The sequence below is a fragment of the Oscillibacter sp. PC13 genome, from assembly GCF_900115635.1.
GTDB lineage: Bacteria > Bacillota > Clostridia > Oscillospirales > Oscillospiraceae > Oscillibacter.
In genome coordinates, this window is record NZ_FOXE01000005.1 from 50821 (window position 1) to 74248 (window position 23428).

The 23428-nt window shown below is 56.6% G+C and carries 21 protein-coding genes and 1 tRNA gene; 5 read left to right on the forward strand and 17 right to left on the reverse strand.

The window, feature by feature from the left end; translation table 11 throughout:
* Positions 1-72 precede the first annotated feature (72 nt).
* The 11 genes from BMZ81_RS03950 to recJ all read right to left on the reverse strand — a co-directional run bounded on the left by BMZ81_RS03950 (position 73) and on the right by recJ (position 12122).
* Positions 73-348, reverse strand: coding sequence for an HU family DNA-binding protein (locus tag BMZ81_RS03950; RefSeq protein ID WP_091128900.1), 276 nt, complete (start codon positions 346-348; stop codon positions 73-75).
* Between the two features lie 63 nt (positions 349-411).
* On the reverse strand, positions 412-1218 hold the full coding sequence (gene mazG, locus BMZ81_RS03955; RefSeq protein ID WP_091128902.1) for a nucleoside triphosphate pyrophosphohydrolase: 807 nt from the start codon (positions 1216-1218) through the stop codon (positions 412-414).
* Positions 1219-1276: 58 nt separating this feature from the next.
* Positions 1277-2893 (reverse strand): putative polysaccharide biosynthesis protein, encoded by a 1617-nt coding sequence (locus tag BMZ81_RS03960; RefSeq protein ID WP_091128904.1) that lies wholly within the window; start codon positions 2891-2893, stop codon positions 1277-1279.
* Between the two features lie 78 nt (positions 2894-2971).
* The gene (locus BMZ81_RS03965; RefSeq protein ID WP_091128906.1) at positions 2972-3796 is read right to left on the reverse strand and encodes a purine-nucleoside phosphorylase; all 825 of its coding nucleotides are present in this window, start codon (positions 3794-3796) and stop codon (positions 2972-2974) included.
* Entirely contained in the window at positions 3796-4188 is a 393-nt protein-coding gene (locus BMZ81_RS03970; protein ID WP_091128909.1) for a zinc ribbon domain-containing protein, read from the reverse strand. The genes BMZ81_RS03965 and BMZ81_RS03970 overlap by 1 nt, the downstream gene beginning before the upstream one ends.
* Positions 4189-4210: 22 nt before the next feature.
* Positions 4211-5143: a uridine kinase family protein gene (locus BMZ81_RS03975; RefSeq protein WP_091128912.1), complete on the reverse strand. Its 933-nt coding sequence runs from the start codon at positions 5141-5143 to the stop codon at positions 4211-4213.
* A 5-nt stretch (positions 5144-5148) separates the two neighbouring features.
* The gene (gene hemZ, locus BMZ81_RS03980) at positions 5149-6627 is read right to left on the reverse strand and encodes a coproporphyrinogen dehydrogenase HemZ (RefSeq protein WP_091128915.1); all 1479 of its coding nucleotides are present in this window, start codon (positions 6625-6627) and stop codon (positions 5149-5151) included.
* A gap of 9 nt (positions 6628-6636) precedes the next feature.
* The gene (locus BMZ81_RS03985; RefSeq protein ID WP_091128918.1) at positions 6637-7260 is read right to left on the reverse strand and encodes an MBL fold metallo-hydrolase; all 624 of its coding nucleotides are present in this window, start codon (positions 7258-7260) and stop codon (positions 6637-6639) included.
* Between the two features lie 35 nt (positions 7261-7295).
* On the reverse strand, positions 7296-7739 hold the full coding sequence (gene dtd, locus BMZ81_RS03990) for a D-aminoacyl-tRNA deacylase (RefSeq protein WP_091128921.1): 444 nt from the start codon (positions 7737-7739) through the stop codon (positions 7296-7298).
* Positions 7740-7815: 76 nt separating this feature from the next.
* Positions 7816-10029, reverse strand: a complete 2214-nt coding sequence (locus BMZ81_RS03995; RefSeq protein ID WP_091128923.1) for a RelA/SpoT family protein — start codon at positions 10027-10029, stop codon at positions 7816-7818.
* Positions 10026-12122: a single-stranded-DNA-specific exonuclease RecJ gene (recJ, locus tag BMZ81_RS04000; protein ID WP_091128925.1), complete on the reverse strand. Its 2097-nt coding sequence runs from the start codon at positions 12120-12122 to the stop codon at positions 10026-10028. The genes BMZ81_RS03995 and recJ overlap by 4 nt, the downstream gene beginning before the upstream one ends.
* Positions 12123-12309: 187 nt before the next feature.
* Between recJ and BMZ81_RS04005 the strand changes: the two genes are divergently transcribed.
* Positions 12310-13821, forward strand: coding sequence for an S-layer homology domain-containing protein (locus BMZ81_RS04005; protein WP_091128927.1), 1512 nt, complete (start codon positions 12310-12312; stop codon positions 13819-13821).
* Positions 13822-13898: 77 nt separating this feature from the next.
* On the opposite strand, the gene BMZ81_RS04010 is transcribed toward BMZ81_RS04005, so the two are convergent.
* Entirely contained in the window at positions 13899-14210 is a 312-nt protein-coding gene (locus BMZ81_RS04010) for an AzlD domain-containing protein (RefSeq protein WP_091128930.1), read from the reverse strand.
* Entirely contained in the window at positions 14200-14991 is a 792-nt protein-coding gene (locus BMZ81_RS04015) for an AzlC family ABC transporter permease (protein ID WP_242942563.1), read from the reverse strand. Before BMZ81_RS04015 ends, BMZ81_RS04010 begins: the two co-directional genes overlap by 11 nt.
* A 118-nt stretch (positions 14992-15109) precedes the next feature.
* On the opposite strand from BMZ81_RS04015, the gene BMZ81_RS04020 reads away from it, so the two are divergent.
* Positions 15110-16015, forward strand: a complete 906-nt coding sequence (locus BMZ81_RS04020; protein WP_091128932.1) for a LysR family transcriptional regulator — start codon at positions 15110-15112, stop codon at positions 16013-16015.
* An 85-nt stretch (positions 16016-16100) separates the two neighbouring features.
* Here BMZ81_RS04020 and BMZ81_RS04025 read toward each other — a convergent pair whose 3' ends face one another.
* From BMZ81_RS04025 to BMZ81_RS04035, 3 genes are all read right to left on the reverse strand, one after another.
* Positions 16101-16511, reverse strand: a complete 411-nt coding sequence (locus BMZ81_RS04025; RefSeq protein WP_091128934.1) for a hypothetical protein — start codon at positions 16509-16511, stop codon at positions 16101-16103.
* A gap of 185 nt (positions 16512-16696) precedes the next feature.
* The gene (locus tag BMZ81_RS04030; protein ID WP_091128937.1) at positions 16697-18031 is read right to left on the reverse strand and encodes a glucose-6-phosphate isomerase; all 1335 of its coding nucleotides are present in this window, start codon (positions 18029-18031) and stop codon (positions 16697-16699) included.
* Between the two features lie 139 nt (positions 18032-18170).
* On the reverse strand, positions 18171-19292 hold the full coding sequence (locus BMZ81_RS04035; protein ID WP_091128940.1) for a D-alanyl-D-alanine carboxypeptidase family protein: 1122 nt from the start codon (positions 19290-19292) through the stop codon (positions 18171-18173).
* 137 nt (positions 19293-19429) lie between these two features.
* Here BMZ81_RS04035 and BMZ81_RS04040 point away from each other — a divergent pair.
* Positions 19430-19503, forward strand: a tRNA-Gly gene (locus tag BMZ81_RS04040).
* 584 nt (positions 19504-20087) lie between these two features.
* Here the strand turns inward: BMZ81_RS04040 and BMZ81_RS04045 are convergent.
* The gene (locus BMZ81_RS04045) at positions 20088-21422 is read right to left on the reverse strand and encodes an MATE family efflux transporter (RefSeq protein WP_091128942.1); all 1335 of its coding nucleotides are present in this window, start codon (positions 21420-21422) and stop codon (positions 20088-20090) included.
* 131 nt (positions 21423-21553) lie between these two features.
* Here BMZ81_RS04045 and BMZ81_RS04050 point away from each other — a divergent pair, with 131 nt between their 5' ends.
* Entirely contained in the window at positions 21554-22012 is a 459-nt protein-coding gene (locus tag BMZ81_RS04050; RefSeq protein WP_091128943.1) for an Lrp/AsnC family transcriptional regulator, read from the forward strand.
* A 219-nt stretch (positions 22013-22231) separates the two neighbouring features.
* Complete coding sequence (gene prfB, locus BMZ81_RS04055; protein ID WP_177187192.1) at positions 22232-23356, forward strand: peptide chain release factor 2; 1125 nt, start codon at positions 22232-22234, stop codon at positions 23354-23356.
* Positions 23357-23428: the final 72 nt, after the last annotated feature.

A 23428-nucleotide genomic window follows, 5' to 3' on the forward strand; every position in this document is an offset into this window, starting at 1 on the left:
AAAAAACGTCCTTTCCAAAAGAAGTAAAGCTGCCGACACTTCAGGTGCCGGCAGCCGGATTCATCGGGATGCTTATTTCGCGACGGCGTCCTTCAGGGCCTTGCCAGCCTTGAATACGGGAACGACGGAAGCAGGAATCTTGATGGACTCCTTGGTCTTGGGGTTGCGGCCGATACGCTCGGCACGCTTCTTTACCTCGAAAGATCCAAAGCCGACCAGCTGCACCTTATCTCCCTCCTGCAGGGCGGCGGTAATGGCATCCAAAGTGGCAGAAACAACGGCCTCGGCTTCCTTTTTGGAAACCTCTGCGGAAGCGGCGACGGCATTAATCAGTTCAGCTTTGTTCATGAAAATATCCTCCTATAAAAATGTTGATTCTCTTCATATTTCTTAACGCGAATTCTTACGCGATTAAGACAGTTCGTGTGCCTTGGCGGTATTCCACAGGGCGGTGAGTTCATCGCTGCCGTACTCTGACAGGGGCTTGTCCGCAGCTTCTTCCACCAGGCGAAAGCGGGCATTGAATTTGTCACAGGCACAATGAAGGGCATCTTCCGGATCCACACCCGTCATCTGGCCGATTTTGGCTGCCATAAACAAGGTCTTGCCAAGCTCCTCCCGCACACTATGATGGGCGTCCGCTGCCTTTTCAGATTGCAGTGCCTCCCGCAGTTCCCGGACTTCCTCTTCCAGGCTATTCAGGGCGGAAATGGCATTCTCCCAGTCAAAGCCAGCCTTGGCGGCCTTCTTCTGAATTTTTTCAGCCCGCCACAGGGATGGCAGCGTGTGGGGGACAGACTCCACGGCATCGGCGGTGGAGGCCTGTCCTTTCTCTGCCCGCTTGAGGGCTTCCCAGTTGGTCAGCACCTCATCGCTGTTTTCCACCTGCACCGTGCCAAACACATGCGGGTGACGATACACCAGCTTTTGCGCCACACCGTTCACCACATCCGCCATGGTGAAACGGCCGCGCTCCTCCTCAATGACGGCGTGAAACGCCACCTGCATCAGCACATCGCCCAGTTCCTCGCACATATCGTTGGCATCGTCCCGATCCAAGGCATCCAACGCCTCATAGGTTTCTTCCAGAAAATTGCGGCGGATGGAGGCGTGGGTCTGTTCCGCATCCCACGGACATCCTCCAGGAGCACGGAGAAGCCGCATAATCTCCAGAAAGTCTTCGTAGCTATAAAAATTCTTACATTGAAAATCTACCATATATTGTCCGCCTTTGCAAGATAAATCGATAGGAACCCCTTGGTTTTCAAGGAAAAAATCATTTTAAGTGCAAAAGTTTTATCAGTGTTTTCCCGTGGGGGATATTCTGAACATCCTCTGCCCGCAGAATCTGCAGGGCAATGACTAAAATAAAGTAAACGATCACGCCTGCGCAGATGCCCAGCAGAGTGGCAATGGCGTTGGCGCCATAGGCGGAGTGGCCCGCAGACAGTATCCGGTCCACGAAGCCGTACACCGCCCAGGCGGAACCGCCCATTAAAACGGAGGCGATGACAGGCTTTAAGAACAGCTGGAGATAACGGGGCTTTTTCGGAGAGTACTTCCACACAAAAAACAAGTTCAATCCGGAGATGACCAGATAGCAGCACAATGTGGAGATCGGGGCGCCATGGATGTTGATATCCGGGTTTCCCACCAGAATATAGTTCATGATAATCTTTGTAGCACCGCCGGCAATGACGGTGAAGATGGGCAGGTTCTCCTTGCCGTAGGTTTGCAGAATGGCGTTCGTCAGAATCATCAGGCAGATAAAGATCAGGGCGATGCCCAGAATCTGCAGATGGGGGCCCGCCGCCTGGGCATCCTCCTGCTGGAGGGGAAGAACCAGCCGCATAATGGGAGTGGACAGAGCGCTGAGGCCGATGCCGGCTGGCAGGGCCAGAATGGCAATCAGGCGGAAGGCGGAAGAAATAATACGGTCGGATCCCGCGTGGTCCTTCCGGGCCAAAGCCGCCGCGGCAAAGGGAATGAGGCTCATGGTGACGGGATAGACGAAAGAAGCCACCATGTTGGGCATATCCATGGCCATGCTGTACTGACCATTCAGCGCCGCCGCTGCCTCCTCGGTAAGAAGCAGGCCATGCTGCAGGCGGCCCATGACAATCTTGGTATCAATGAGGCTGATAATACTCAATGCGGAATTGCTGAGCGTAATAGGAATTCCAATCGCCAGGATCTGGCGGATAATGGCGCCGCTGCCGGAAGGAGCGTCCAGAGCTTCTGTCCGGTTCCGGTGGGTCAGAAGATAGAACACGAGGAACAGCATGGATACCACTGTACCCACTGTGACACCCACAATGGCGCCGGCGGCACTCATATCCAGGCTCATGCCGATGTGCAGAACGTACCAGGCCAGGGGCAGGCCGACGCACAGCTTGCAAAGTGCCTCCAGCACCTGGGAGATGGCAGTTGGCGTCATGTTCCCCTGCCCCTGGGTATAGCCCCGCATGCAGGCCAGAAGACACACGCAGAACACGGCGGGCGCCAGGGCCCGGATAGGCTGGTATGCCAACGCGTTCTCCATGAAAACAGCAAGGTCTGCCGCCCGGAAATACATGAACAGGGAACCGGCCACGCCCAGGGCGAAAAACAGCCAGATGGCGGTGCGGAAAATCTTCCGCTTTTCGTTCTCGCGCCCCTGGGCATGGGCCTGGCTGGTGAGCTTGGAAATGGCCAGGGGCAATCCGGCGGTGGAAATGGTCAGAAGAATGTTGTAGATATAATAAGCGGTGTTGAAATAGGTTTTTCCGGTGCCGCCCAGAATGTTGCTCAGCGGCAGCTTATAGAAAGCGCCAATGATTTTGACAATGGCAACCGCAGCCGCCAAAATGGCGGCACCGCCCAGAAAGGATTGCTTTTTTGGTTGATTCGACATGGAGAGATTACCTCGAATTACTTAAAGAATGCGCAGGGGGCTGTTTCCAGCCTATGGCGCAGTTTGAAAAATCATGCCTTACAGACGGGCCAGGCATCCTTTTACCAGAGCGGAAAAGCGGGGACCTGCCGCCCCGGCGGCAGCGAGAACCTCGTCAGAGGAGAGCGGCTGGTTTAAAACGCCGGCCGCCATATTGGTGCACAGGGTAAAGCCCAGCACCTGCATGCCGCAGTGGGCGGCCACAATGGCTTCCGGCACCGTGGACATGCCCACGGCGTCCGCACCCAGTACGCGGGCCGCCCGCACCTCCGCCGGCGTTTCGTACTGGGGACCCGGGAAGTACATGTAAACGCCCTCCCGGAGAGGAATATCCAGCGTTTGGGCGGTCTGGCGGGCCACATCCTGCAAAGCGGGCGTGTAGATATGGGACGCATCCGGAAAACGGGGACCGAATTCCTCCAGGTTGGGGCCGCACAGGGGACTGACACCGAAGAGCTTGATGTGGTCGGTGATCAGCATGATGTCCCCGGCGGAAAAGGCGGTGTTGACCGCTCCGGCGGCATTGGTGATGATCATAGCCTCCGCGCCTAAAAGCCGCAGCACCCGAACGGGGAAGCTGACGTCCGCGAAGGACCAGCCCTCGTAAGTGTGAAGCCGCCCCTGCATCACCGCCACCGGCTGGCCGGACAGGCGGCCAAAGACAAAGCGGCCCTTGTGGTCGGGAGCTGTGGAACGCTTCATATGGGGAACTTCTTCAAAGGGGACGCAGACGGCATCCTCCACCACATCTCCCAAAGCGCCCAGACCGGATCCCAAGATCAACAGACAACGGGGGCGAAAGGAACCCAAACGGGCACGGAGCGATTCCGCACTCTCCTGATACTGTGAAAAGGCATATTCCATTACAGCTTTCCCCCGCATTCCCGGCAGAATACGTCGCCATCCTGGGCAGGGGCGCCGCAGATGGGACAGGCAGGGACCGCCTGGAGCCGCACAATCTCCGCCTCGAGATCCGCAATCCGGCTGTAAAGTCCATCGATTTCCTGAAGCTTTTCCAGCAGGACTTCCGATTCCGTAGGAGTTCCGGTGTGGGTGCCGTAGATCATCTCGCCCACCGTCCGAAGCTGGGCATTCACTTCCGCCTTCAAATCCATCACCTGGATATTCAGCTTGGCCACGCTCAGCAGCGCACTGGCTTTTTTGCCCACACCGTAAGCGGCGTCGGCCGCGGCGTCGCTGACTTGGCAGGCGGTGCGCTGGACGCTGTCCAGCAATTCCTGCAGCCGTTCGTTCATGGGGGAGCCTCCTTCCAATCTGTTAATAACTGTACGTGCTGCCGCCGATAAACTCCCGGGCCAGGGAGTTGGGGGCGATGTACTTCTCGTCCATGGCCTCAATCCGGTCAAAGGCCTTCAGCATCTCATCCACCACCTCGTATTTCCCGGCGGGAACGGCCTCCAGCAGGGGCACGACAAAGGGCTTCAGCAGCGAGGCCTCGCAGGCCAGAGAGGAGTCGAACATGATGTTTGCGTTTTCCTTATAGGGGGAGATGTACAGCTTTTCGCCCCGGCGGACGTTGGCCCACATTTTCAGGGTGAAGCTGGCGTCGCTGCCGCGGAACTTGTAGTCCCGGACAATCCGGCGGCACAGCCGCAGCCAGGCATGCTGGAAGACAATCTCGCCCTCGCCGTTTGTAATGTTGGAGCGGGCGGCGATATAGAGCTTGAAGGCATGGGGGTTTTTGCCCACGATGATGTCGTTGAGAGCATGAATCCCCTCGAAAATCGCCAGCTCGTCAGGCCCCAGACGCAGAGGCTGGGAGAGAATGTCGGAGCGCATCTGCCGGGCGAACTCGTACTTGGGCACGTGGATGGTCTCGCCCCGGTCCAGCATGGCAAAGTGCCGGTTCAAAAGCTCAATATCCAGGCAGAAGGGGGATTCATAATCGATACCGCCCTCCCGGTTCCGGGGCGCCGTCTCCGGATCAACGGTGTTGAAGTAGTTGTCCATGGAGATGGTGTGGGTTTCCACCCCCATATGCTCCAGGACTTCTTCAATTTTCATGGCCGTGGTGGTCTTGCCGGACCCGGAGGGGCCGGACAGCAGGATGACGTGAGACTCGCTGCGGTGCCCGGCAATTTTCTGGGCAGCCAGCTCCACCTTTTTCGCATAGGCGGCATCGCACTCTTCGGCGAACGCCTTGGGATCGCTGCGGACCGCTTCGTTAATTTGCGTCAGAGAATACGGCATGTAACTTAAACTCCTTTCAAAGTTTCGTAAAACGCGGCAAAGGCCGCCTGGTTGGCGAGCGACTTTTCCGGCCGCTCGATATACTCTTTCGGATATTTCAGATTGAATGCCCGCTGAATGTGATTGGTACCGGGTTCCACCATTTTCGTGGATCCGCCGGCGCCGAAAGACAAAATGGAGCACAGCTCCGACATAATATAGATGTTGTACAGGCACTCCGCGCCGGGATGGCTCCAGCCGATGTTTTCAAAGCTGCCTGACATATACTTCTGCCGGTAGAGATAGTAGGGATGGTGCCCGGCGGCCCGGAGAACGGGCGCGGCATAGTCCAGCATCTCCGCCACCGTCTCCTGCCCGGGAATGCGGAGACCCTCCGTCAGAATACGGCTGCCCTTTTTCAAGGCCAGCGTGTGGACGGTGACGTTGTCCGTGCCGAAGGCAAGGCACCGATCGAGAGAACGGCGGAAGCCCTCCGCCGTGTCCTCCGGAAGTCCAGCAATCAAGTCCATGTTCACATGTGGGAAGCCATGCTGTGCCGTCAGTTCCATGGCGCGTTCAATGTCTCCGGCGGTGTGGCACCGGCCGATGGCCCGGAGCACATGGTCTTCCATGGTCTGGGGATTCACGGACACCCGGGTGACGCCGTGGGCCTTTAAAACCGCCAGCTTTTCTGCCGTAATGGTATCCGGCCTGCCGGCCTCCACGGTCATCTCCTCACAGGCGGCGGTGTCAAACGCCGTTTCAAAGGCCTCCAGCACCCGGTCCATCTGCGCGGCCGTCAGGGTCGTGGGCGTTCCACCGCCCATGTAAAAGGCCCGAACCCGCAGCCCGGCCTGGCGGACCATCTGCCCGCCGGCTTTGAGTTCCCACACCAGGGCGTCCACGTAGGGCGGCACCATGGCAAAACTCTTTTCCACGGACTGGCTGACAAAAGAACAGTAGGCGCACCGGGTGGGGCAGAAGGGAATACCCACATATACTGCAATGTCCCGGGGGCCGAGGCTCTGTCCGGCAAAGAGCGCTTGGGCACCGGTTTCAGCGGCCAGAGCTGCCCGTTCCGGCGTGACGAAATAGTTGTTTTCCAGTATGGCCTGCGCCTGCTGCTGGGTGCGCCCCTCCGCCATGGCCCAGGTGGCCAGCTTGTCGGGCCGGACGCCTGTGAGGCTTCCCCAGGGCGGGGTAACGCCGGTAACTTCCCTAGCCGCCAGGAAAAAGCACTTCCCAATCACATGGCGCCGCTGGCCTTCTTTTTCAAAGTCCGTGCCGGTGAGGGAGCAGCCGTAGCTGTATGGGGCGGCCTTGCCCTGGTAGGACAGTTCCACGGTGACGCGGCAGCGGTCCGCCTCCTCCCGGAGGGAGATGATAGCCCAGGTGGTATCACAGGGAAGAATCTGCTCATAGACTGGACGCTCTTCCGGAAACAGAGCCATCAGGCTCTGCTCTACAACATAGCGCTCATCATGGCCATTCAATACCAGTTTCATAAAAATTCCTTAAATTGTTCCGCGCATGGCGTGGAGCAGATAGGGATTCACCCGCCGCTCCCGATCCAGGCTGCTGAAATCCATATGGCCGGGCAGGACCTGAAGGTCTCCCTCCAACGCGCTCAGACGTTTGAGAGAGGCCATCATCTTCTCCATGTCGCCGCCCTGAAAATCCGTCCGGCCGCAGGAGCCGGCAAACAGAGTATCTCCGCAGAACAGCGCGTCGCCGCAGCGAAGCGTGACACTGCCCTCAGAGTGGCCGGGCGTGGCCATCACAGAGACGGTGAGGCTGCCCACAGACAGGGAATCCCCCTCGTCATAGTCCCGGATGTCGCCGGAGAGCAGGGGGAAAAGCTGCTGCGCCCGGGGATCGTCAGGATAGATGTCCCGGTGATTGAGATAGGTTGGGACCTCAGGCCACAGGGCCTGCAGATCTGCCACGCCGCCGGTATGGTCATCGTGTCCATGAGTCAGAAAAATGGCGCAGGGCGTACAGCCGGTTTGCGCCACAGCTGCTGCCACGCGGTTTGCATCTGCGCCTGGATCCACTACGGCGCAGACCTTGGTTGCTTCATCGCAGAGAAGATAGCAGTTGGTGCCAAGGGCGCCAACCTGCAAGGCTTTGATCTCCATGAAAAACCTCCGTAAAGTAAAATTTTGAAATCACGTTAAGGGCGGTCGGAGTCAAACAAAATTGTCACCGGCCCGTCGTTGCGGGAATCCACCTGCATGTCGGCGCCGAATTCGCCGTGCTCCACCCGAAAGCCCCGTTCACGGCAGTGGGACATAAAGGCTTCATACAGCAAAATGGCAGCATCTGGCTTGGCCGCGCCGGTGAAGCCGGGACGGCGGGAGGAGGTGTCGGCATACAGCGTAAACTGGGAGACAACCAGGAGACTGCCGTCCACCTGCTCCAAACTGCGGTTCATTTTACCCGCCTCGTCTTCAAAGACACGAAGATTGCAGATTTTGTCCGCCAGCTTGACGGCGGTATCATACGTGTCGCATGGCCCCACACCTAACAGCACCAGAAAGCCCCGGCCGATCTGTCCGCTGACTCGCCCGTCGATTGTGACGGAGGCATGGGCCACCCGGGTGACAACTGCGCGCATAAAGAACATCTCCTTTTTTGAACGATCGGTAATCGCGGGAAAGGCGAAAACGGGGAATACGGAGCTTGCAACGGTGTCAGCCAGAGGGCCGCGTGACCTTCAGAACGCCGGAAATTTGATGCAGGCGGTTCATCAAAGCCTTCAGCTGCTGACTGTCCCGAATGCGGACTTCAATCCGGAAGATGGCAAACTCATCTGCAGTGCTGCGGGAGTTAATGCCGAGGACGAAGGTGTTGGTGGAAGAAAGGGCGGCGGAGATATCCAGCAGGAGCCCCTGCCGGTCCTTGCACACCACCTCCAAAAGAGTGGGATAACTCTCATTGGTGTCGCTGCCCCAGGAGACCTTGATCCACCGTCCTTCCTGGCCGGGCAGGGAGCGCTTTTCCAGGGAGGCGTTGGGACAGTCACAGCGGTGGACGGACACGCCGTATCCGCGGGTGATAAAGCCAATAATATCGTCCCCCGGAACCGGGGTGCAGCACTTGGAGAATTTGACCAGGCAGTTGTCCAGCCCCTCCACAATAATTCCCTGCTCGCTTCTAATTCGCTTGGGAGCCGAGGGCTGCTTGGCATTTTCTGCGGTTTTTGCCTCAGCAGCGTCCTCCAGCGCCTTCTCCGCCTCATGCAGTTTGGCAACTCGATTCAGTTCGCCCTGCATCCGGCTGACGGCTTTCTGAGCAGTAAAGCCGCCATAGCCGATGGCGGCATACATCTCGTCCAGCGATCCGTAGCTGACCCGCTTGAGAAGACCGGGCAGAATCTCAGGATCCAGGACATCCCGCATGGGAATGCCGCAGTGCTTCAGTTCTGCTTCAAAAGCAGAGCGGCCGTTGGCAATATTTTCATCCTTTTTCTCTTTTTTAAACCACTGCCGGATTTTACTGCGGGCCTCGCTGGATTTGGCAATTTTCATCCAATCCCGGCTGGGACCCTTGGCATTTTTGGAGGTCAGGATCTCCACGATGTCGCCGTTTTTCAGAACGTGATCCAAGGTGACAATGCGGCTGTTGACCTTGGCACCCACCATCCGGTTGCCCACAGCGGAATGAATGGCATAGGCAAAGTCGATGGGAGTGGCACCGGCCGGCAGGTTCTGTACATCGCCGTTGGGGGTAAAAACGAATACCTCATCGGCAAACATGTCTACCTTCAGCGAGTGGATATAATCCTCGGCATCAGCGCCCTCCTGGTTTTCCAGCAGGCGCCGGACCCATTCGTACCGTCCTTCCGTGCCGCTGCCTGCGCCGCCCTGCTTGTATTTCCAGTGGGCCGCCACGCCGTACTCAGCAATCTCGTGCATCTCCCGGGTGCGGATCTGTACCTCAAAAGGCAGGCCGTCCGGCCCCATGACAGTGGTGTGGAGAGACTGATAGCCGTTTGGCTTCGGCGTTCCGATATAATCCTTGAAGCGGCCGAGGATGGGTTTGTAGAGATCGTGAATCACACCCAGCACATTGTAACAGTCCCCCACGTTTTCCACGATGACACGGAAGGCAAAGAGATCAAAAATTTCGTCAAGAGACTTGTTCTGGTTAAACATTTTCCGATAGATGGAATAGGGGTGCTTCATCCGGCCATAAATGATATGCTCGATGCTCAATTCGTTTAACCGGTCATCGATTTGATCCTGGGTGCGCCGCATAAAAGCCTCATATTCCTGGCGCTTGGCATCCAGCTTGGAGACGATTTCCTCATACCCGATGGGGTCCAGGTACTTTAAAGACAGATCCTCCAGCTCCCACTTGATGCGCTGCATGCCCAGCCGGTGGGAGATGGGCGCATAGATCTCCATCGTCTCCAAAGACTTTTGCTTCTGCTTTTCCGGAGACTGGTACTCCATGGTGCGCATGTTATGAAGCCGGTCGGCAATTTTGATGAGAATCACTCGGATGTCCTTGCTCATGGCAATGAGCATCTTCCGCAGATTCTCCATCTGCTCGTCTTCCTTGGTGGCATACTGGATACGGGTCAGCTTTGAGACGCCCTCCACCAGATCGGCAATGGTAGGGGAGAAGAGCTTCGACACCTGACCATAATTGGCAGGGGTATCCTCAATTACGTCGTGAAGCAGGGCGGCCGCAATGGACTCGGAATCCAGCCGCAACTCCTCCGCCACAATCTGGGCTACCGCCAGGGGGTGGATGATATACGGCTCACCACTCTTGCGCCGCTGATCCTTGTGGGCATTCTCCGCAAATTCAAAGGCGGCCCGGATCTGGGCAAAATCTGCAGAGGAGTTATAACCGCGAACGGTTTTTTCCAGGTTGTCGTACTGTTCCGAAATGGTCATAGGACATCACCTCGATTCCGATTGGCGGCATCCTGCAGCCGCATCAGATACGGGGAGGCGAACAGGTCGACCTTCCCTTGGGCGGAATTCAACTTTAACGTCAGCAAACTACCGTCTATGGTCATGGATAAAAGGCCTCGCTCATGGAAGACTGCCAACGCCAAAGCGGCCCGGAGAAAGCTCTCACATCCGCCGGCCAGAGCTGCCAGCTGGCGCAGAAAGGGCAGGAGTTCTGCCTCCAACCGCCCCTGGCGGAGCCGGCGCTCCAACACCAGCCAGAACGCTGCAAACTGATCCCGGGAGGCCCGCAGACGGGCGGATTCCTGGGCTGTCAGTGCGGCTCCGTCCATCAGCCTGTGCAGCAAATCCAGATCCGCCGCTTCGTGCCGGCTGGGAGTCAGAGAGGGCCGGATATCAATCAGCTGCAGCTGCAGAGTGGTATTTCCGCGGAATGTATTGGCCTGCAGATAAAAGGCAGCATCTACCCGCATTCCCTCCGCTACACCGCATTCCTCCGCAGTCACAGAGAAGAAGATGGAGTCAAACCGGCAGGTGCCCTTGGAAAGACGGAGCTTGAGGTGCTTCCCCTGACCAACGGACTGGATGGCGTCCACCGTAGCCCCCAGCAGCGCGAAGACCGGCCGGGGGTTTCCCGCACCATAAGGCTCCAAGTGGCCCAATTGCTCTACCTCAAAGAGGGACACATCTCCGGGGTAGGAGATGGGAGCGTCAACGTCCAGCGAGCTGATGGGCGGTTCGCCGCCGGCGGCGCTGCGGGCATAGCGGTTCATCCGCGCCCGGAAAGCGGCAATATTGGATTCCTGAATGGTGAAACCAGCGGCCAGCTCGTGACCGCCGAAGCCCTCCAATAAATCGGAACAGGACTCCAGGGCGGCAAAGAGGTTAAAGCCGCCGTAAGAACGGCAGGATCCCTTGCCGGTCCCATCCTTTAAGTGAATCATGAAGCTGGGGCAGGAATATTTCTCGCTGAGGCGGGAGGCTACGATGCCGACCACCCCCTGGTGCCAGTCTTCGCTGGAGAGCACCAAGGCATTGCGGTCCTCTGCCCGGAGGCGTTCAATCTGTCCAATGGCGTCTGCGCAGATGGCCTGCTCCACAGTCTGGCGCTCCCGGTTCAAATCACAAAGCTGTTTTGCAAGCGCCTCGGCTCGGGCTGGATCGCTGGTCTCAAGAAGGTCTGCAGCCAGATCTGCCGCACCCATGCGCCCGGCGGCGTTAATCCGGGGAGAGAGCACAAAGCCAATTTGAATGGAGGTGATGGGCTTTCCCAGAAGTCCGGCCTCCTTTAAAAGTGCGTGAATGCCCACAAAATTGGTATGAGGCAGGGCTTCCAGGCCACAGTGGACAATCGTGCGGTTTTCGCCTTCCATCCGCATGACATCAGCAATGGTGCCGATGGCGGCCAGCGTGCAGTACCGGGCGAACAAGGCGTCCTCACGGCTTTCCCCGCCCAGAGCCAGCACCAGTTTCAGCGCCACGCCGACACCGGCCAAGTACTTGAAGGGGTAGGAGCAGTCCGGCCGATGCGGGTCGACCACTGCCACAGCATGCGGCAGTGTGTCCTTGCACTCATGGTGATCCGTTACGACCACATCCATTCCTAGTCCGTTGGCAAAATCCACTTCCTCATTGCCAGTAATGCCGCAGTCCACGGTGATCATCAAGGAGGCACCCTGCTCGTGCAGATTCCGGATGGCATCGCAGGAGAGGCCGTAGCCGTCCTCAATTCTCCGGGGAATATAACGCAGGCAGCGGGCACCGCAGCTGCGCAGGTAGTCTGTAAGCAGGCAGGTGGAGGTAATGCCGTCCACATCGTAGTCGCCGAAGACGGCAATGGTTTCTCCTGAGGCAATGGCCTGCTGAATGCGGGTAACGGCTTTGTCCATATCCCGCATCAGCATCGGGGAAAGCGTCAGCTTCCGCTCCCGATCCAAGAATTCTGCGGCCGCCTCTGCCGTGGTAATGCCCCGGGCTGCCAGCACGGTGGACAGCAAATAGGAATACCCTGCACTGCGCAGGAGGGCAACGTCCTGCTCTGCCGGAGCCCCGATATTCCATTTTTTGAATTTCATAGATACGTTCCCCCCTTTCCCATATTTGCCTGAAGAAGCTATGATAACCAGAATATTATATCAGGCAAGCGCTGAAACGTAAAGGCTTTTCTGTATTCCGACACCCTTCGTTTGACGAAACTTCCGGATTTTGGTACAATGCCCTATATCTGCAAACAAATGAATCGCCAAAGGAGCAAAAACAACGATGAAAAATTGTCTGCAACGGCTGCTCGCCTGTGGGCTGCTGTGCGCACTGCTGTTGGGAGTTTCGGCGCCCTCTGCGGCTGCTGCGCGCACGGGCTTTTCCGATGTCCCTGCCTCACACTGGGCTGCCGCGTCCATTACCCGGGCGGTTGACCTGGGTCTGTTTCAGGGAGAGAGCAAAACAACGTTTGGACTGGGACATCCCATGACTCGGGCGGCCTTTACCGTAGTGCTGTGCCGCTTTTTCGGATGGGAGATGGCGAAACCGGAGCAGGGTACCTATACGGATGTGCAGAACCCTGCCGCCTGGTATTACAGCGCGGTGGAGACGGCTTATGCCAACGGCGCTGTTACCCGCCAAACAGAGAAATTCCGGCCGAGTGACGCCATCACTCGAGAGGAGATTGCGGTCATGCTGGTGCGGGCCCTGGGGTATGGAACCATTGCGGGCCTTGCGCAGGAACTGCCCATGCCCTTCCGGGATGTGAATGCCAATGTGGGATATATCTCCATGGCCTATGAGCTTGGAATCATCAGCGGGACCTCCGCTGCGGCTTTTTCGCCGGATCGGACGGCGACCCGGGAACAGGCGGCGGTGATGCTGATGCGCCTGTATGACAAATACCATGCTTCGTCTATTGGCCGAATCGGTATTACCACCACTGCAGAAGGGCTGACCGGCTACGAGGCCGTGGCAGTGCCTGCCGCCCGGCTGGTGTATAACGGCCAGGTGCAGGTTTCCATTGGAATGGAAGAGGAGACGACTGCTGCCATCCAGACAGCCGCACGGGCCAGCGGCGCAGCGGTTTTGCTGCAGGTCACCGGAAGTACCAACACACTGAAGGGGGCGTCTGGTGAACTGGCGGGCAAAATCGCGGACGCGGTCAGCGCCGGCGGTTATGACGGGGTGTTTTTGGACCTCCCCAAGCTGAAGTTTGAGCAGAGAAAGTTGCTGACCACACTGGTACAGGCACTGGACAGCGCCTTGGGCGAGAAAGCATTGTATGTGGCGGCGGAGGCGCCCGTGTGGGAGGGAAAGACCTACGAGGGGTATGACTATGCTGCCTTGGGCGCTGCGGCGGACCGTCTGGTGCTGCGGGTGGCACCCTATGAGCAGAATGGCGGAGGCTTTCCCATCGCACCGATGGAGCCGCTGGAGGAGGTCTATTACGCTTTGGCGGAGTTAAGGGGAGTGGTCCCAGGGGAGAAAATCACCCTGATGATGACCACGACAGGCATCGCCTGGACTGGAGGAAAACGGGGCGGAACGCCGGACGCGGCGGAGATAGCGGCCCGCCTGGCAGATCGGGAGACGGAGACTTACTACTCCAGCCGCTATGCCTGCGCCTATCTGACCTGCGCAGAGAACGACAGGAGTCAGACCGTGGTGTGGTATCTGAATCAAGAGGCGGCGGCGGAACGGGCCAGGATGGCGGGCTTTTTCGGCGTGGATCAGGTGTGTCTGAGCGATTTGTCATCTGTATCGGAGGAGTTGCTGAAGGGACTGCAGTAAGAGAATCCGCCCATATCGAAAACAAAAAAGCTGGGGGAAGCAATTGCTTCCCCCAGCTTTTTTGAAAAGTTGTGTCATCAGCGGCAGAGCACCAGCTCCACCAAAAATACCACGGCACAGCAGGCCGCGGAGACAGAAAAGAGTCCGGCACCGCACCAGGCCAGCACAATCCCCGCGCCAAGAGCCAGCGCTCCGGCAATGGGGATCTGGGTGGCACCCAGAATGGCGGGAAAAGTCATGACCGCCAATGTTACATAGGGAACGTAATAGAGAAAGGACTGTACAAAACGATTTTGAATTTGCTGCCGGATCAGTGTCAGGGGCAGGACCCGAATGGCATAGGTGACGGCAGCCATTACAAACAGATAGAGGTAGATATTATGCTGCATGACCGGCAGGCTCCTCCTTGGCTGCGGAAATCGGGAACAGGGCCGCCGCGAGACCCGCAATGACCACGGTCAGCAAAATGGTGCGTGTCCCGTCCGAGAGCGTGGCCAGCAGCGGCAGCTTTGCCGCTCCGTAGCTGGCGGCAAAGCTTGCCGCCACGACGCCCGCCACCACACGGCTTTTCCGGGCCGGGGGAATGATCACAGCCAGAAACATGCCGAACAGGGCGACCCCCAGTGCACTGACCACCCGGAGCGGCAGAATACTTCCGGCGGTGACGCCGACAGCGGTGCCGATGGCCCAGCAGGGGGCGGCGACGAGAATGGCGCCGTATGTGTAGAAGGGATCCAGATAACCGGGGCGGGCAATCGAAATGCCGAATAGCTCGTCCGCAATGTCATAGCCCAGCAAAAGCCGATGGCGCAGCGCGGTGCCGGGAGCCAGACGCTGGCTGAGAGCACAGCTCATCAGCAGATACCGGGCATTGGCAATCAGTGTGACCAGAGCAACCTCCCAATAGGCGGCTTTGGCGGCAATCAGGGCGAACCCGGCATACTCGCCGGCAGAGGCGTTCAGCAGCAGGCTGGACAGAAAGCCTTGGAAGGCCGTCAGACCTGCGCCGCGGGCCGCAATCCCCAGGGTAAAGGCCACCACAAAATAACCCAGCGCAATGGGGGCACCGTCCCGGATTCCCTCCCGTAGAACATCTCCATGAGCTGCAAAAAATCCCCGTCTGGCCTTGATTGCAGGAAGGGCTGAAGAAGGGGAGCTTCCGTACATCATAAAAACACAACACACCTTTTGTTTCAATTCGGGCTTCAGTATAACATGTGACTTGCTATTTGAAAAACGAATGTTTATAATGAATATATAAGAAAAACTGATGAATGGAGGAGAGAAAATGCTCTCGCACTACGATATTTTCTGCAAGGTCCTGGAAACCGGCAGCTTTACCAGAGCGGCGGATCTCCTGGGCTATTCCCAAAGTGCCGTCAGCCAGGCGGTAAAGGGGCTGGAACGGGAGCTGGGGACAACCTTAGTGAACCGGAACAAGGGGGGCATCACACCCACTGCGGATGGGGAGAGCTACCTGCCCTATATCCGGGCCATCAGCGGTGCAGAACGGACGCTGGATCGGAAGCGGCAGGAGATGCAGGGCCTGGAAAACAACACCATCCGTATCGGTACCTTTACAACGGTCAGCCGCAACCTGCTGCCCCAGCTGATGCAGAGGTTTAAAGCCCTGTATCCGGGGGTGCATTTTGCCTTACAGCAGGGAGACTACACCAGTATCAACCAGTGGGTACAGGAAGGAATCATTGATTTTGGGTTCACCAACCGGCAGACAGCTGCCGGATTAACCGCGCAAACCCTGTATCAGGATGAGATGGTGGCGGTTCTGCCGCGGGGACACGCGCTTGCTGCACGGCCGCAAGTTCTGCTGAGGCAACTGGCAGAGGAACCTTTTATCTTACTGGATGAAGGGGCTGACAGCGTTCCGCTGAATGCTTTTTCTGAGCAGGGCCTTTCTCCGAAGATTGAATACAAGGTCTATGATGACTACTCCATCCTGGCCATGGTGCGGCAGGGGCTGGGGGTGTCCGTACTCTATCGTCTGGTGCTGCCCGGATTTGGAGAGGGGGTGGCGGTGCGCCCCATTCGGGAGGCACCGGAGCGCACCGTGGCACTGGCGTGGCGCAGCTGGGAGACAATGCCGCTGGCGGCACGGCGGTTTGCGGAGTTCATCATCCGGCATGCGCCGGAGGTGCTGGCGGAACTGCTGCCGGAATGCAGCGCCCGGATATAACGGCCCGCGGGAACCAATGGATACAGCCGCACGGAACCTGCAAAAAGAGGAGGAGCATTGGCTCCTCCTCTGAAATATTCTGAATTTAGAGATACCGCTGCATGCCGTCTGTTGCCATTCCAACATCGGCACTGATGGTCACGGTAAATTTGATGTTGTTGGCCTCGCCGAAAGCATCCAGCCAGTTCAGGAAAGATTCTGTGTCCGTTCCGACCTCGCCGCCGACAACCTTGCACAGGTTGTCGATAAATACATGAGAGATATCATAGTTGCCGGCGTACAGGCCGCTGATAAAGCCCCGCAGCAACTCATAACTGTTCAATTTATATTCCTGAGCGTCAATCAAGCGAATGTGATAGTGAATATCGTACGTCATATTGCGGTTGGCTTCAATACAAACCACGTTTCCGGGCTCGTCCTTCGCCGCGTTGTTGATCAGTTCGATGAGCTGCTTGGTCTTGCCGGAACCCTTTACGCCCATAATAAGTCTGACCATAATTATCACTCCTGTTAATTAAAATCGTGGGAAATGGTTTTGCTACGTTAAGGATATCATAACATTCTGTAAAAAACAATGCAGAAAAGCAAATTTAAACTTTGTTCATATTGAGCATTGACAGCGCTAAGGCAGGGGAGAATACAGGGAGTTTCATAAAAGCTGACAACTCCCTGAAAAAAACGTTATTGCGTCAGCTTAGCTTCCAACTCCGCCTTCTGCGCCTCATATCCGGGCTTGCCCAACAGGGCAAACATGTTCTTCTTATAGGCCTCCACGCCGGGCTGATCGAAGGGGTTTACATCCAGCAGATATCCGGACAGGCCGCAGGCATACTCAAAGAAGTAAATCAACTGGCCCAAGTCCTCTGCAGACTTGCCGCCGGTTTCCACAATAATATTCGGAACACCGCCCTCGGTGTGGGCCAGGAGTGTCCCGTCCATGGCTCGGTCCCGGATAAAGTCCATGGACTGCCCGGCCAAAAAGTTCAGGCCATCGCCATCTGCCTTATCGATGGGAACAGCCAGCTGGTGGCTGGAGGCCCCCAGGCGCACGACGGTTTCAAACATCAGGCGCCTGCCCTGCTGGATATACTGTCCCATCGAGTGCAGGTCTGCGGTGAAATCCACGCTGGCGGGAAAGAGTCCCTTTTCGTCCTTGCCCTCGCTCTCCCCGAAAAGCTGCTTCCACCACTCCGCCATGAAACGGAAGGCGGGATCATAGCAGGCCAGGAGTTCGATGGAGCGGCCAGAGCGGTACAGCGCATAGCGGATGGCGGCATAGCGCCAGGCCGGACAGGAGAAGGAGGCATCGCCGCAGATATCCATCATAGCGGCGGCGCCCCGCATCAGGGCCTCGATGTCCACACCGGTGACGGCAATGGGCAGCAGGCCAACGGCGGTGAGTACGCTGTACCGCCCGCCCACGTCGTCGGGAACCACAAAGGTCTCCCATCCCTCAGCGTCCGCCAGGGATTTCAGCGCGCCGCGCGCTTTATCTGTGGTGGCATAGATACGATCTTTGGCTCCGTCCTTGCCATAACGGCGCTCCAGGGCTTCCCGGAAGAAGCGGAAGGCCACGGCGGGCTCGGTGGTGGTGCCGGATTTGGAGATGACGTTAACCGAGAAGTCTACATCAGCCACCAGATCCAGTACCTCCTGCAGTGCGTCGGAGGAAAGACCATTGCCTATGAAATAGACATTGGGCGTTTCTTTCCTTTTCAGATTGTAATTGGGAGAGCACAGGCATTCAATCACGCCGCGGGCACCTAAGTAGGAACCGCCGATACCGATGACCACCAGAGCCTTGGAGGTCCGCTGAATTTTGGCTGCGGCATCCTGAATGCGGGAAAACTCCGCCCGGTCATAATCCCGGGGCAGATGAACCCAGCCGGTGAACTCACCGCCGGCCCCAGAGGCGTTCTGCAGCTTTTCGTGAGCCCGCTTCAGGCGGGGCGCCAACGCCTCCTCATAGGGCAGAGGGAGAAAAGTCTTCATATGGAACAGCTTGACGTCCAGCATGGTAAACAGGTCCTTTCTTTTGTGATGGGCAAGCGGAATCGTTACGGTGAAACAGGAAATTTCTCATTCATTATAGCATTTGAAACATGCATAAACAAGAGAAAAGCCACGGATCATCGCCGAAAAAAGCACGGAACGGTCAATTGGACAAAAAGGCCGTTTTCAAAAGGCGAGTCAGCATCTGTCCAAAGGTAATCCTGGGAACTTCCTCGCCCGCCAGAATGGGCAGTTCAGCAATCACCTCGCCTCCCGCTGTGACCGTCAGGGTGCCCAGTTGATCTCCCGCTGCTACCGGAGCCGGCACGGATTCCGCCAAGACCACAGACTGCTGCAATTCCCCGGCCCTGGACTTTTCCAGAAGGAGATGTGTGCTGTCCCCAAGCACCGGCTGGACGGTTGCCTGTGTGCCCAGCTCCACCGGCACCGGTGCCAGAGCCTGCTCTGGTACAATTTCTTTCAGGGCGTACGTGGAAAAGCCGAAGCTCAAAAGGCTTTTGGCGTCCTCAAACCGTTGGGCCGAAGTAGGGGCTTTCATGATGACGGAGATCAGCTCCATGCCGTCCCGCTCGGCAGTTCCTGAGAGACAGTAGAGGGCATTGTCAGTAGAGCCGGTCTTCAAACCGGTAGCACCGTCATAAAAACGGATCAGTTTATTGGTGTTTACCAAAGAGGAAGCGCCGTCCCGCAGTGTATCCATCCAGATGGTGGTGTACTGCCGGATATCCGGATGGTTTAAAATCAGCTCCCGGCTCATCAGAGCAATATCGTAAGCTGAGGTGACGTGTCCATCGGCCGGAAGGCCGGTGGCATTTCGAAATGTGGTGTCGTTCATACCAAGCTCTTTGGCGCGGGCGTTCATCCGCTCCACAAAGGCACCCTCGCTGCCTGCAACCTGCTCTGCCAGAGCAACTGCACAATCATTGGCAGATACCACGCACACGGCCTTCAGCATGTCGGACACGCTCATCTGCTCATTTTCCTTCAGCCAGATTTGGCTGCCTCCCATGGAACAGGCATGGGCGGAGGCGGTGATAACCGTGTCATACGAGAGCTGGCCGCTGTCAATGGCCTCCATGGTCAAGAGCAGAGTCATGACCTTTGTGACGCTGGCAGGCTCCAGCTTGGCATGCTCGTCTTTGGCAAACAGAATGGTGCCCGTCTCTTTTTCCATCAGCAGTGCAGATGGCGCCGAAACGTCGATAGCCTGGGCGCCGGTTCCAAGGAAAAGCACGGCACACAGCAGAGCAATCAGTTTTTTCATGGTGATCCCCCTTTGCATCGTTGATTCACTCTATGAAGAAGGGGGGACATTCATGACGGGCTGTTGAAAAGATAGGACACTTTCAATTTTCGGCTTGCAAATCTGAAAAACATATGGTATCATACATAACCAGATATGCGGCTGTAGTTCATCGGTAGAACGGCAGCTTCCCAAGCTGCATAGGTGGGTTCGACTCCCATCAGCCGCTCCATAAAAATGACCACACCAAACGGTGTGGTCATTTTTATGGATACCGTAAGCTTTTTGAAATGCTCGGCAGAAGTGAACTCCACCTCCGCCAAGATTTTTGCCTTTGGCAAAAATACTTGTACACCGCACTTGCGGTGCGGCGCAGAAGGGCCGCTTACCGCAACGTAAATATCGGTTTTAATCGTCCTTTGCACATCAGAACAAGCTTTGTATTGCTTGCGCCCATTGCAAAGCCCATCGCGCGCTCATTCTGCTGCTCCTCGCTTCTACCCCCGCAAACGCTTTGCTGGTTTACAGAGCGGGCCTGGGCACGGTTCTAAGGCTTGGACAGCATTTTTACCGCATTGGTCCAAAGCAAAAGGACGTCCGTACGGATGTCCTTTTGCTTTGGACTTCAACAGAAAAGTAGACTTCGCTCTGAATGGACATGGCGAAAACCGCGTTCCTCCGTGTAGGCTCTCCGCTTTTCCTCGACACCTAATGGAAGCGGCGGAGCAAGGCCAAAGGAAAGACACGCTGCATGCGTGTCTTTCCTTTATCTGCTGACGTGTGGGGCCTGCCTGCGCGGCTTACTGGACAGAGCGATCAAAATTCCCCCAACAGTTCCTGTTGATGTCTGCGGTAGTACAACAGTCCTGCCAGATCTGCCAGAAACCAGCCGATGGGAATGGCGGCCCAAATGCCGCAAATGCCCACCGAACCGGCCAGGAGATAGGCCAGGGCGACCCGCGTACCCAGAGAGATGACCGTCAGTACCACGGACATAGCAGGACGCTTCACAGCGCGGTAGAGGCCATACAGCAGGAACAGGCAGCCGATACCGCAGTAAAAGGTGCCCTCTATCCGCAGGTAGCGCACGCCCTCCATCAAAATTTCCGTTTCATGAGGCTGGACGAAGATGAGCATCAGCGGCTTTGCAAACAGCACAACCAGGGCGGAGATCACGATGCAAAACAGCATCGATATCTGTACGACCCGCTTCACACCAAGCCGAATGCGCTCGTGTTCTCCGGCTCCATAATTTTGAGAAACGAAGGTGGAGAACGCATTTCCAAAATCCTGAACCGGCATGTAGGCGAAGGAGTCGATTTTGACGGCGGCGGCAAAGGCTGCCATGATGACAGGCCCAAAGCTGTTTACCAGCCCCTGTACCATCAGAATGCCAAAGTTCATGACGGACTGCTGTACGCAGGTCAACACGGAAAGGCTGCAGATTTCCCGCAGAATGTCCGGACTCCAGCGCAGATGCTCCCGGGATGGACGCAATTCCCCGCAGCGCACCAGCGTATACAGAAGAATTCCAAGGCCGGAGACATACTGGGAAATGACCGTGGCTGCCGCCGCTCCCGCAACTCCCCAGGAAAAGCGCAGAACAAACAACAGATCCAGCACAATGTTCAACAGGGCAGAAACAGCAAGAAAGGCCAGCGGCGTGGCCGAATTTCCAAGTGCCCGCAGCAGGCAGGAAAAAAAGTTGTACAGAAATGTGGCGGCCAAACCGGAAAAAATAATCCACAGATACCCACGCATGAGGGGATAAACCTCCTCAGGTACCCGCAAAAAGGACATAATGGGATCGATCCACAGGTAGACCGCCGTATTCAGCAGGACTGTCAGCAGCAGGATTAGCCCAAAGGCCTGGACGATACTGGCCCGCAGCCGTTCCCGGTTTCCCTGCCCTTGGTAGATGGCAAAAAGCGCACCAGCGCCCATGGACAGGCCCAGGAGAATCGAGGTCAGGAAGGTCATCAGCGTGTAGGAAGAGCCGACAGCTGCCAAGGCATCCCGCCCCAAAAACTGTCCCACAATCAGAGTGTCTGCAATGTTATAAAACTGCTGCAAAAGATTGCCTGCAATCATGGGGAGCGCGAACAAGAGAAGGGTTTTGGAGAGATTCCCTTTTGTTAAATCACGATACATAACAACACCTGTAAATTTATTGATTTCGAAATTGATGATATATTAGCACAAATAGAAACATAACGCAATATAAAAGTTTCGATTTGACTTATTGGGGTGGAGGTGTTATGCTAAAAATGAGGTGATGGAGCATGTATTTGAGTGGACTGGACGAGCTGGATCAAAAGATTCTGCAGCTTCTGATTGAGAACGCCCGATATTCCTATTCGGAGATCGGAGAACGGGTAGGCGTGTCTCGGGTAGCGGCAAAGGCGCATATCAATTTACTGGAGGAGCGGGGAATCATTGAGAAGTACACTGCGGTGATCAATCCCCAGCAGCTTGGCGGTGCCGTTTCCTGCTACTTTGAAATTGAGACCACACCCGAGACCTTTGCGGAGGTGACGGAGCAGCTGTACAACTGCCCTACCGTTACACAGATTTACCGGATGACGGGAAAGTGCCGGCTCCACGTGCATGCAGTGGCGGCGGGACAGGCGGAGCTGGAGCAATTTATGGCGGAGACGATGGACAGGCTTCCCGGTGTCACATCGGTCAATACCAATGTCATCCTGTCCCGCATTAAGGACATCAAGGGCCTGCGGCTGTGAGAAGGCGGGCAGTACAGGGGACTTTGAAAGACGGGGCCTTGTACTGCCTGCCTTGAAATTTCGGAAAGCAGGGCAGATGCGTACACGGAGAAGGACGCAAACAGGAAATGTTTGCTTTTTTCATTTTTGAACAACTTTTGCCAGGTTTTCCTTTACAAAAAATATATTCTCCATTATAATACTATAGCTACTGGAATTCGAAAGAAATGGAGTATTGCCATGGCTTTGATCGAATATGATGTGTATAAGCAGAAACTCCGGGATTTGGAGCCGGAGCTGCAGAAGCTCTCCGCCGCGCTGGATATTGACAGCGCACGGGCGGAGACATCCCGTCTGGAGGATGAAACGGCGCAGGATGGCTTCTGGAATGATCTGGAGCGCTCTCAAAAGGTGCAGCAGCGGCTCAAGCAGCTGCAGAACAAGGTGGGCCGCCAGGAGCGGCTGATCCGGGAGTGGGAGGATCTAAGCGCCCTTTGCGAGATGGGGCAGGAGGCCGATGATCCGGATTTACTGGCAGAGCTGAAGGACAGCTTCCGCGTTTTGGAGGAAAAAGTCGAGGAGTCCCGCATGGCAACGTTGCTTTCCGGCGAATATGACGGCCATAACGCTATTTTGACCTTCCATGCCGGTGCCGGCGGAACCGAGGCACAGGATTGGACACAGATGCTTTACCGGATGTATACCCGCTGGGCAGAGCGCCACGATTTCACCTATCAGATCCTGGACTATGAAGATGGCGACGAGGCGGGGATCAAGTCGGCCTCCATCTCCATTCAGGGTGAAAACGCCTACGGCCTTCTGAAAAGTGAGAACGGCGTCCATCGTCTGGTGCGGGTTTCTCCCTTTGACGCCAATGCCCGGCGGCAGACCTCCTTTGCCGCCTTGGAAGTTATGCCGGAAATTGAAGACGACGATCAGATTGAGATCCGGGACGAGGATATTGAGATGCAGGTTTACCGGGCCTCCGGCGCCGGCGGCCAGCATGTCAACAAGACCTCCTCTGCTGTGCGCCTCATTCACAAACCCACTGGGATTGTGGTGGCAAGCCAGCAGGAGCGCAGCCAGTTCCAGAACAAGGACAACTGCATGAAGATGCTGAAGTCCAAGCTGATGGAACTGAAGGCACAGCAGCACGCCGAGAAGATCTCAGACATCAAGGGCGTCCAAATGAAGATTGAATGGGGCAGCCAGATTCGCTCCTATGTCTTTATGCCCTACCAGATGGTGAAGGACACCCGCACCTCCTATGAAACCGGAAACATCGACAATGTGATGGACGGTGATTTGGACGGCTTTATCAACGCCTATCTGACGCAGCTGGCCACCGGCGAGCTGAAGAAGTAAACAGCAGGACAACAGATGCCCTAAAAAAGGCGTGGCTTTGGGCCACGTCCTTTTTCTGCAAAAGAAAGGAGT

Bases quoted from the DNA above. Each gene is read 5' to 3' on its own strand.
- BMZ81_RS03950 (WP_091128900.1), bottom strand. From the start codon at position 348: ATGAACAAAGCTGAACTGATTAATGCCGTCGCCGCTTCCGCAGAGGTT.
- mazG (WP_091128902.1), bottom strand. From the start codon at position 1,218: ATGGTAGATTTTCAATGTAAGAATTTTTATAGCTACGAAGACTTTCTG.
- BMZ81_RS03960 (WP_091128904.1), bottom strand. From the start codon at position 2,893: ATGTCGAATCAACCAAAAAAGCAATCCTTTCTGGGCGGTGCCGCCATT.
- BMZ81_RS03965 (WP_091128906.1), bottom strand. From the start codon at position 3,796: ATGGAATATGCCTTTTCACAGTATCAGGAGAGTGCGGAATCGCTCCGT.
- BMZ81_RS03970 (WP_091128909.1), bottom strand. From the start codon at position 4,188: ATGAACGAACGGCTGCAGGAATTGCTGGACAGCGTCCAGCGCACCGCC.
- BMZ81_RS03975 (WP_091128912.1), bottom strand. From the start codon at position 5,143: ATGCCGTATTCTCTGACGCAAATTAACGAAGCGGTCCGCAGCGATCCC.
- hemZ (WP_091128915.1), bottom strand. From the start codon at position 6,627: ATGAAACTGGTATTGAATGGCCATGATGAGCGCTATGTTGTAGAGCAG.
- BMZ81_RS03985 (WP_091128918.1), bottom strand. From the start codon at position 7,260: ATGGAGATCAAAGCCTTGCAGGTTGGCGCCCTTGGCACCAACTGCTAT.
- dtd (WP_091128921.1), bottom strand. From the start codon at position 7,739: ATGCGCGCAGTTGTCACCCGGGTGGCCCATGCCTCCGTCACAATCGAC.
- BMZ81_RS03995 (WP_091128923.1), bottom strand. From the start codon at position 10,029: ATGACCATTTCGGAACAGTACGACAACCTGGAAAAAACCGTTCGCGGT.
- recJ (WP_091128925.1), bottom strand. From the start codon at position 12,122: ATGAAATTCAAAAAATGGAATATCGGGGCTCCGGCAGAGCAGGACGTT.
- BMZ81_RS04005 (WP_091128927.1), top strand. From the start codon at position 12,310: ATGAAAAATTGTCTGCAACGGCTGCTCGCCTGTGGGCTGCTGTGCGCA.
- BMZ81_RS04010 (WP_091128930.1), bottom strand. From the start codon at position 14,210: ATGCAGCATAATATCTACCTCTATCTGTTTGTAATGGCTGCCGTCACC.
- BMZ81_RS04015 (WP_242942563.1), bottom strand. From the start codon at position 14,991: ATGATGTACGGAAGCTCCCCTTCTTCAGCCCTTCCTGCAATCAAGGCC.
- BMZ81_RS04020 (WP_091128932.1), top strand. From the start codon at position 15,110: ATGCTCTCGCACTACGATATTTTCTGCAAGGTCCTGGAAACCGGCAGC.
- BMZ81_RS04025 (WP_091128934.1), bottom strand. From the start codon at position 16,511: ATGGTCAGACTTATTATGGGCGTAAAGGGTTCCGGCAAGACCAAGCAG.
- BMZ81_RS04030 (WP_091128937.1), bottom strand. From the start codon at position 18,031: ATGCTGGACGTCAAGCTGTTCCATATGAAGACTTTTCTCCCTCTGCCC.
- BMZ81_RS04035 (WP_091128940.1), bottom strand. From the start codon at position 19,292: ATGAAAAAACTGATTGCTCTGCTGTGTGCCGTGCTTTTCCTTGGAACC.
- BMZ81_RS04045 (WP_091128942.1), bottom strand. From the start codon at position 21,422: ATGTATCGTGATTTAACAAAAGGGAATCTCTCCAAAACCCTTCTCTTG.
- BMZ81_RS04050 (WP_091128943.1), top strand. From the start codon at position 21,554: ATGTATTTGAGTGGACTGGACGAGCTGGATCAAAAGATTCTGCAGCTT.
- prfB (WP_177187192.1), top strand. From the start codon at position 22,232: ATGGCTTTGATCGAATATGATGTGTATAAGCAGAAACTCCGGGATTTG.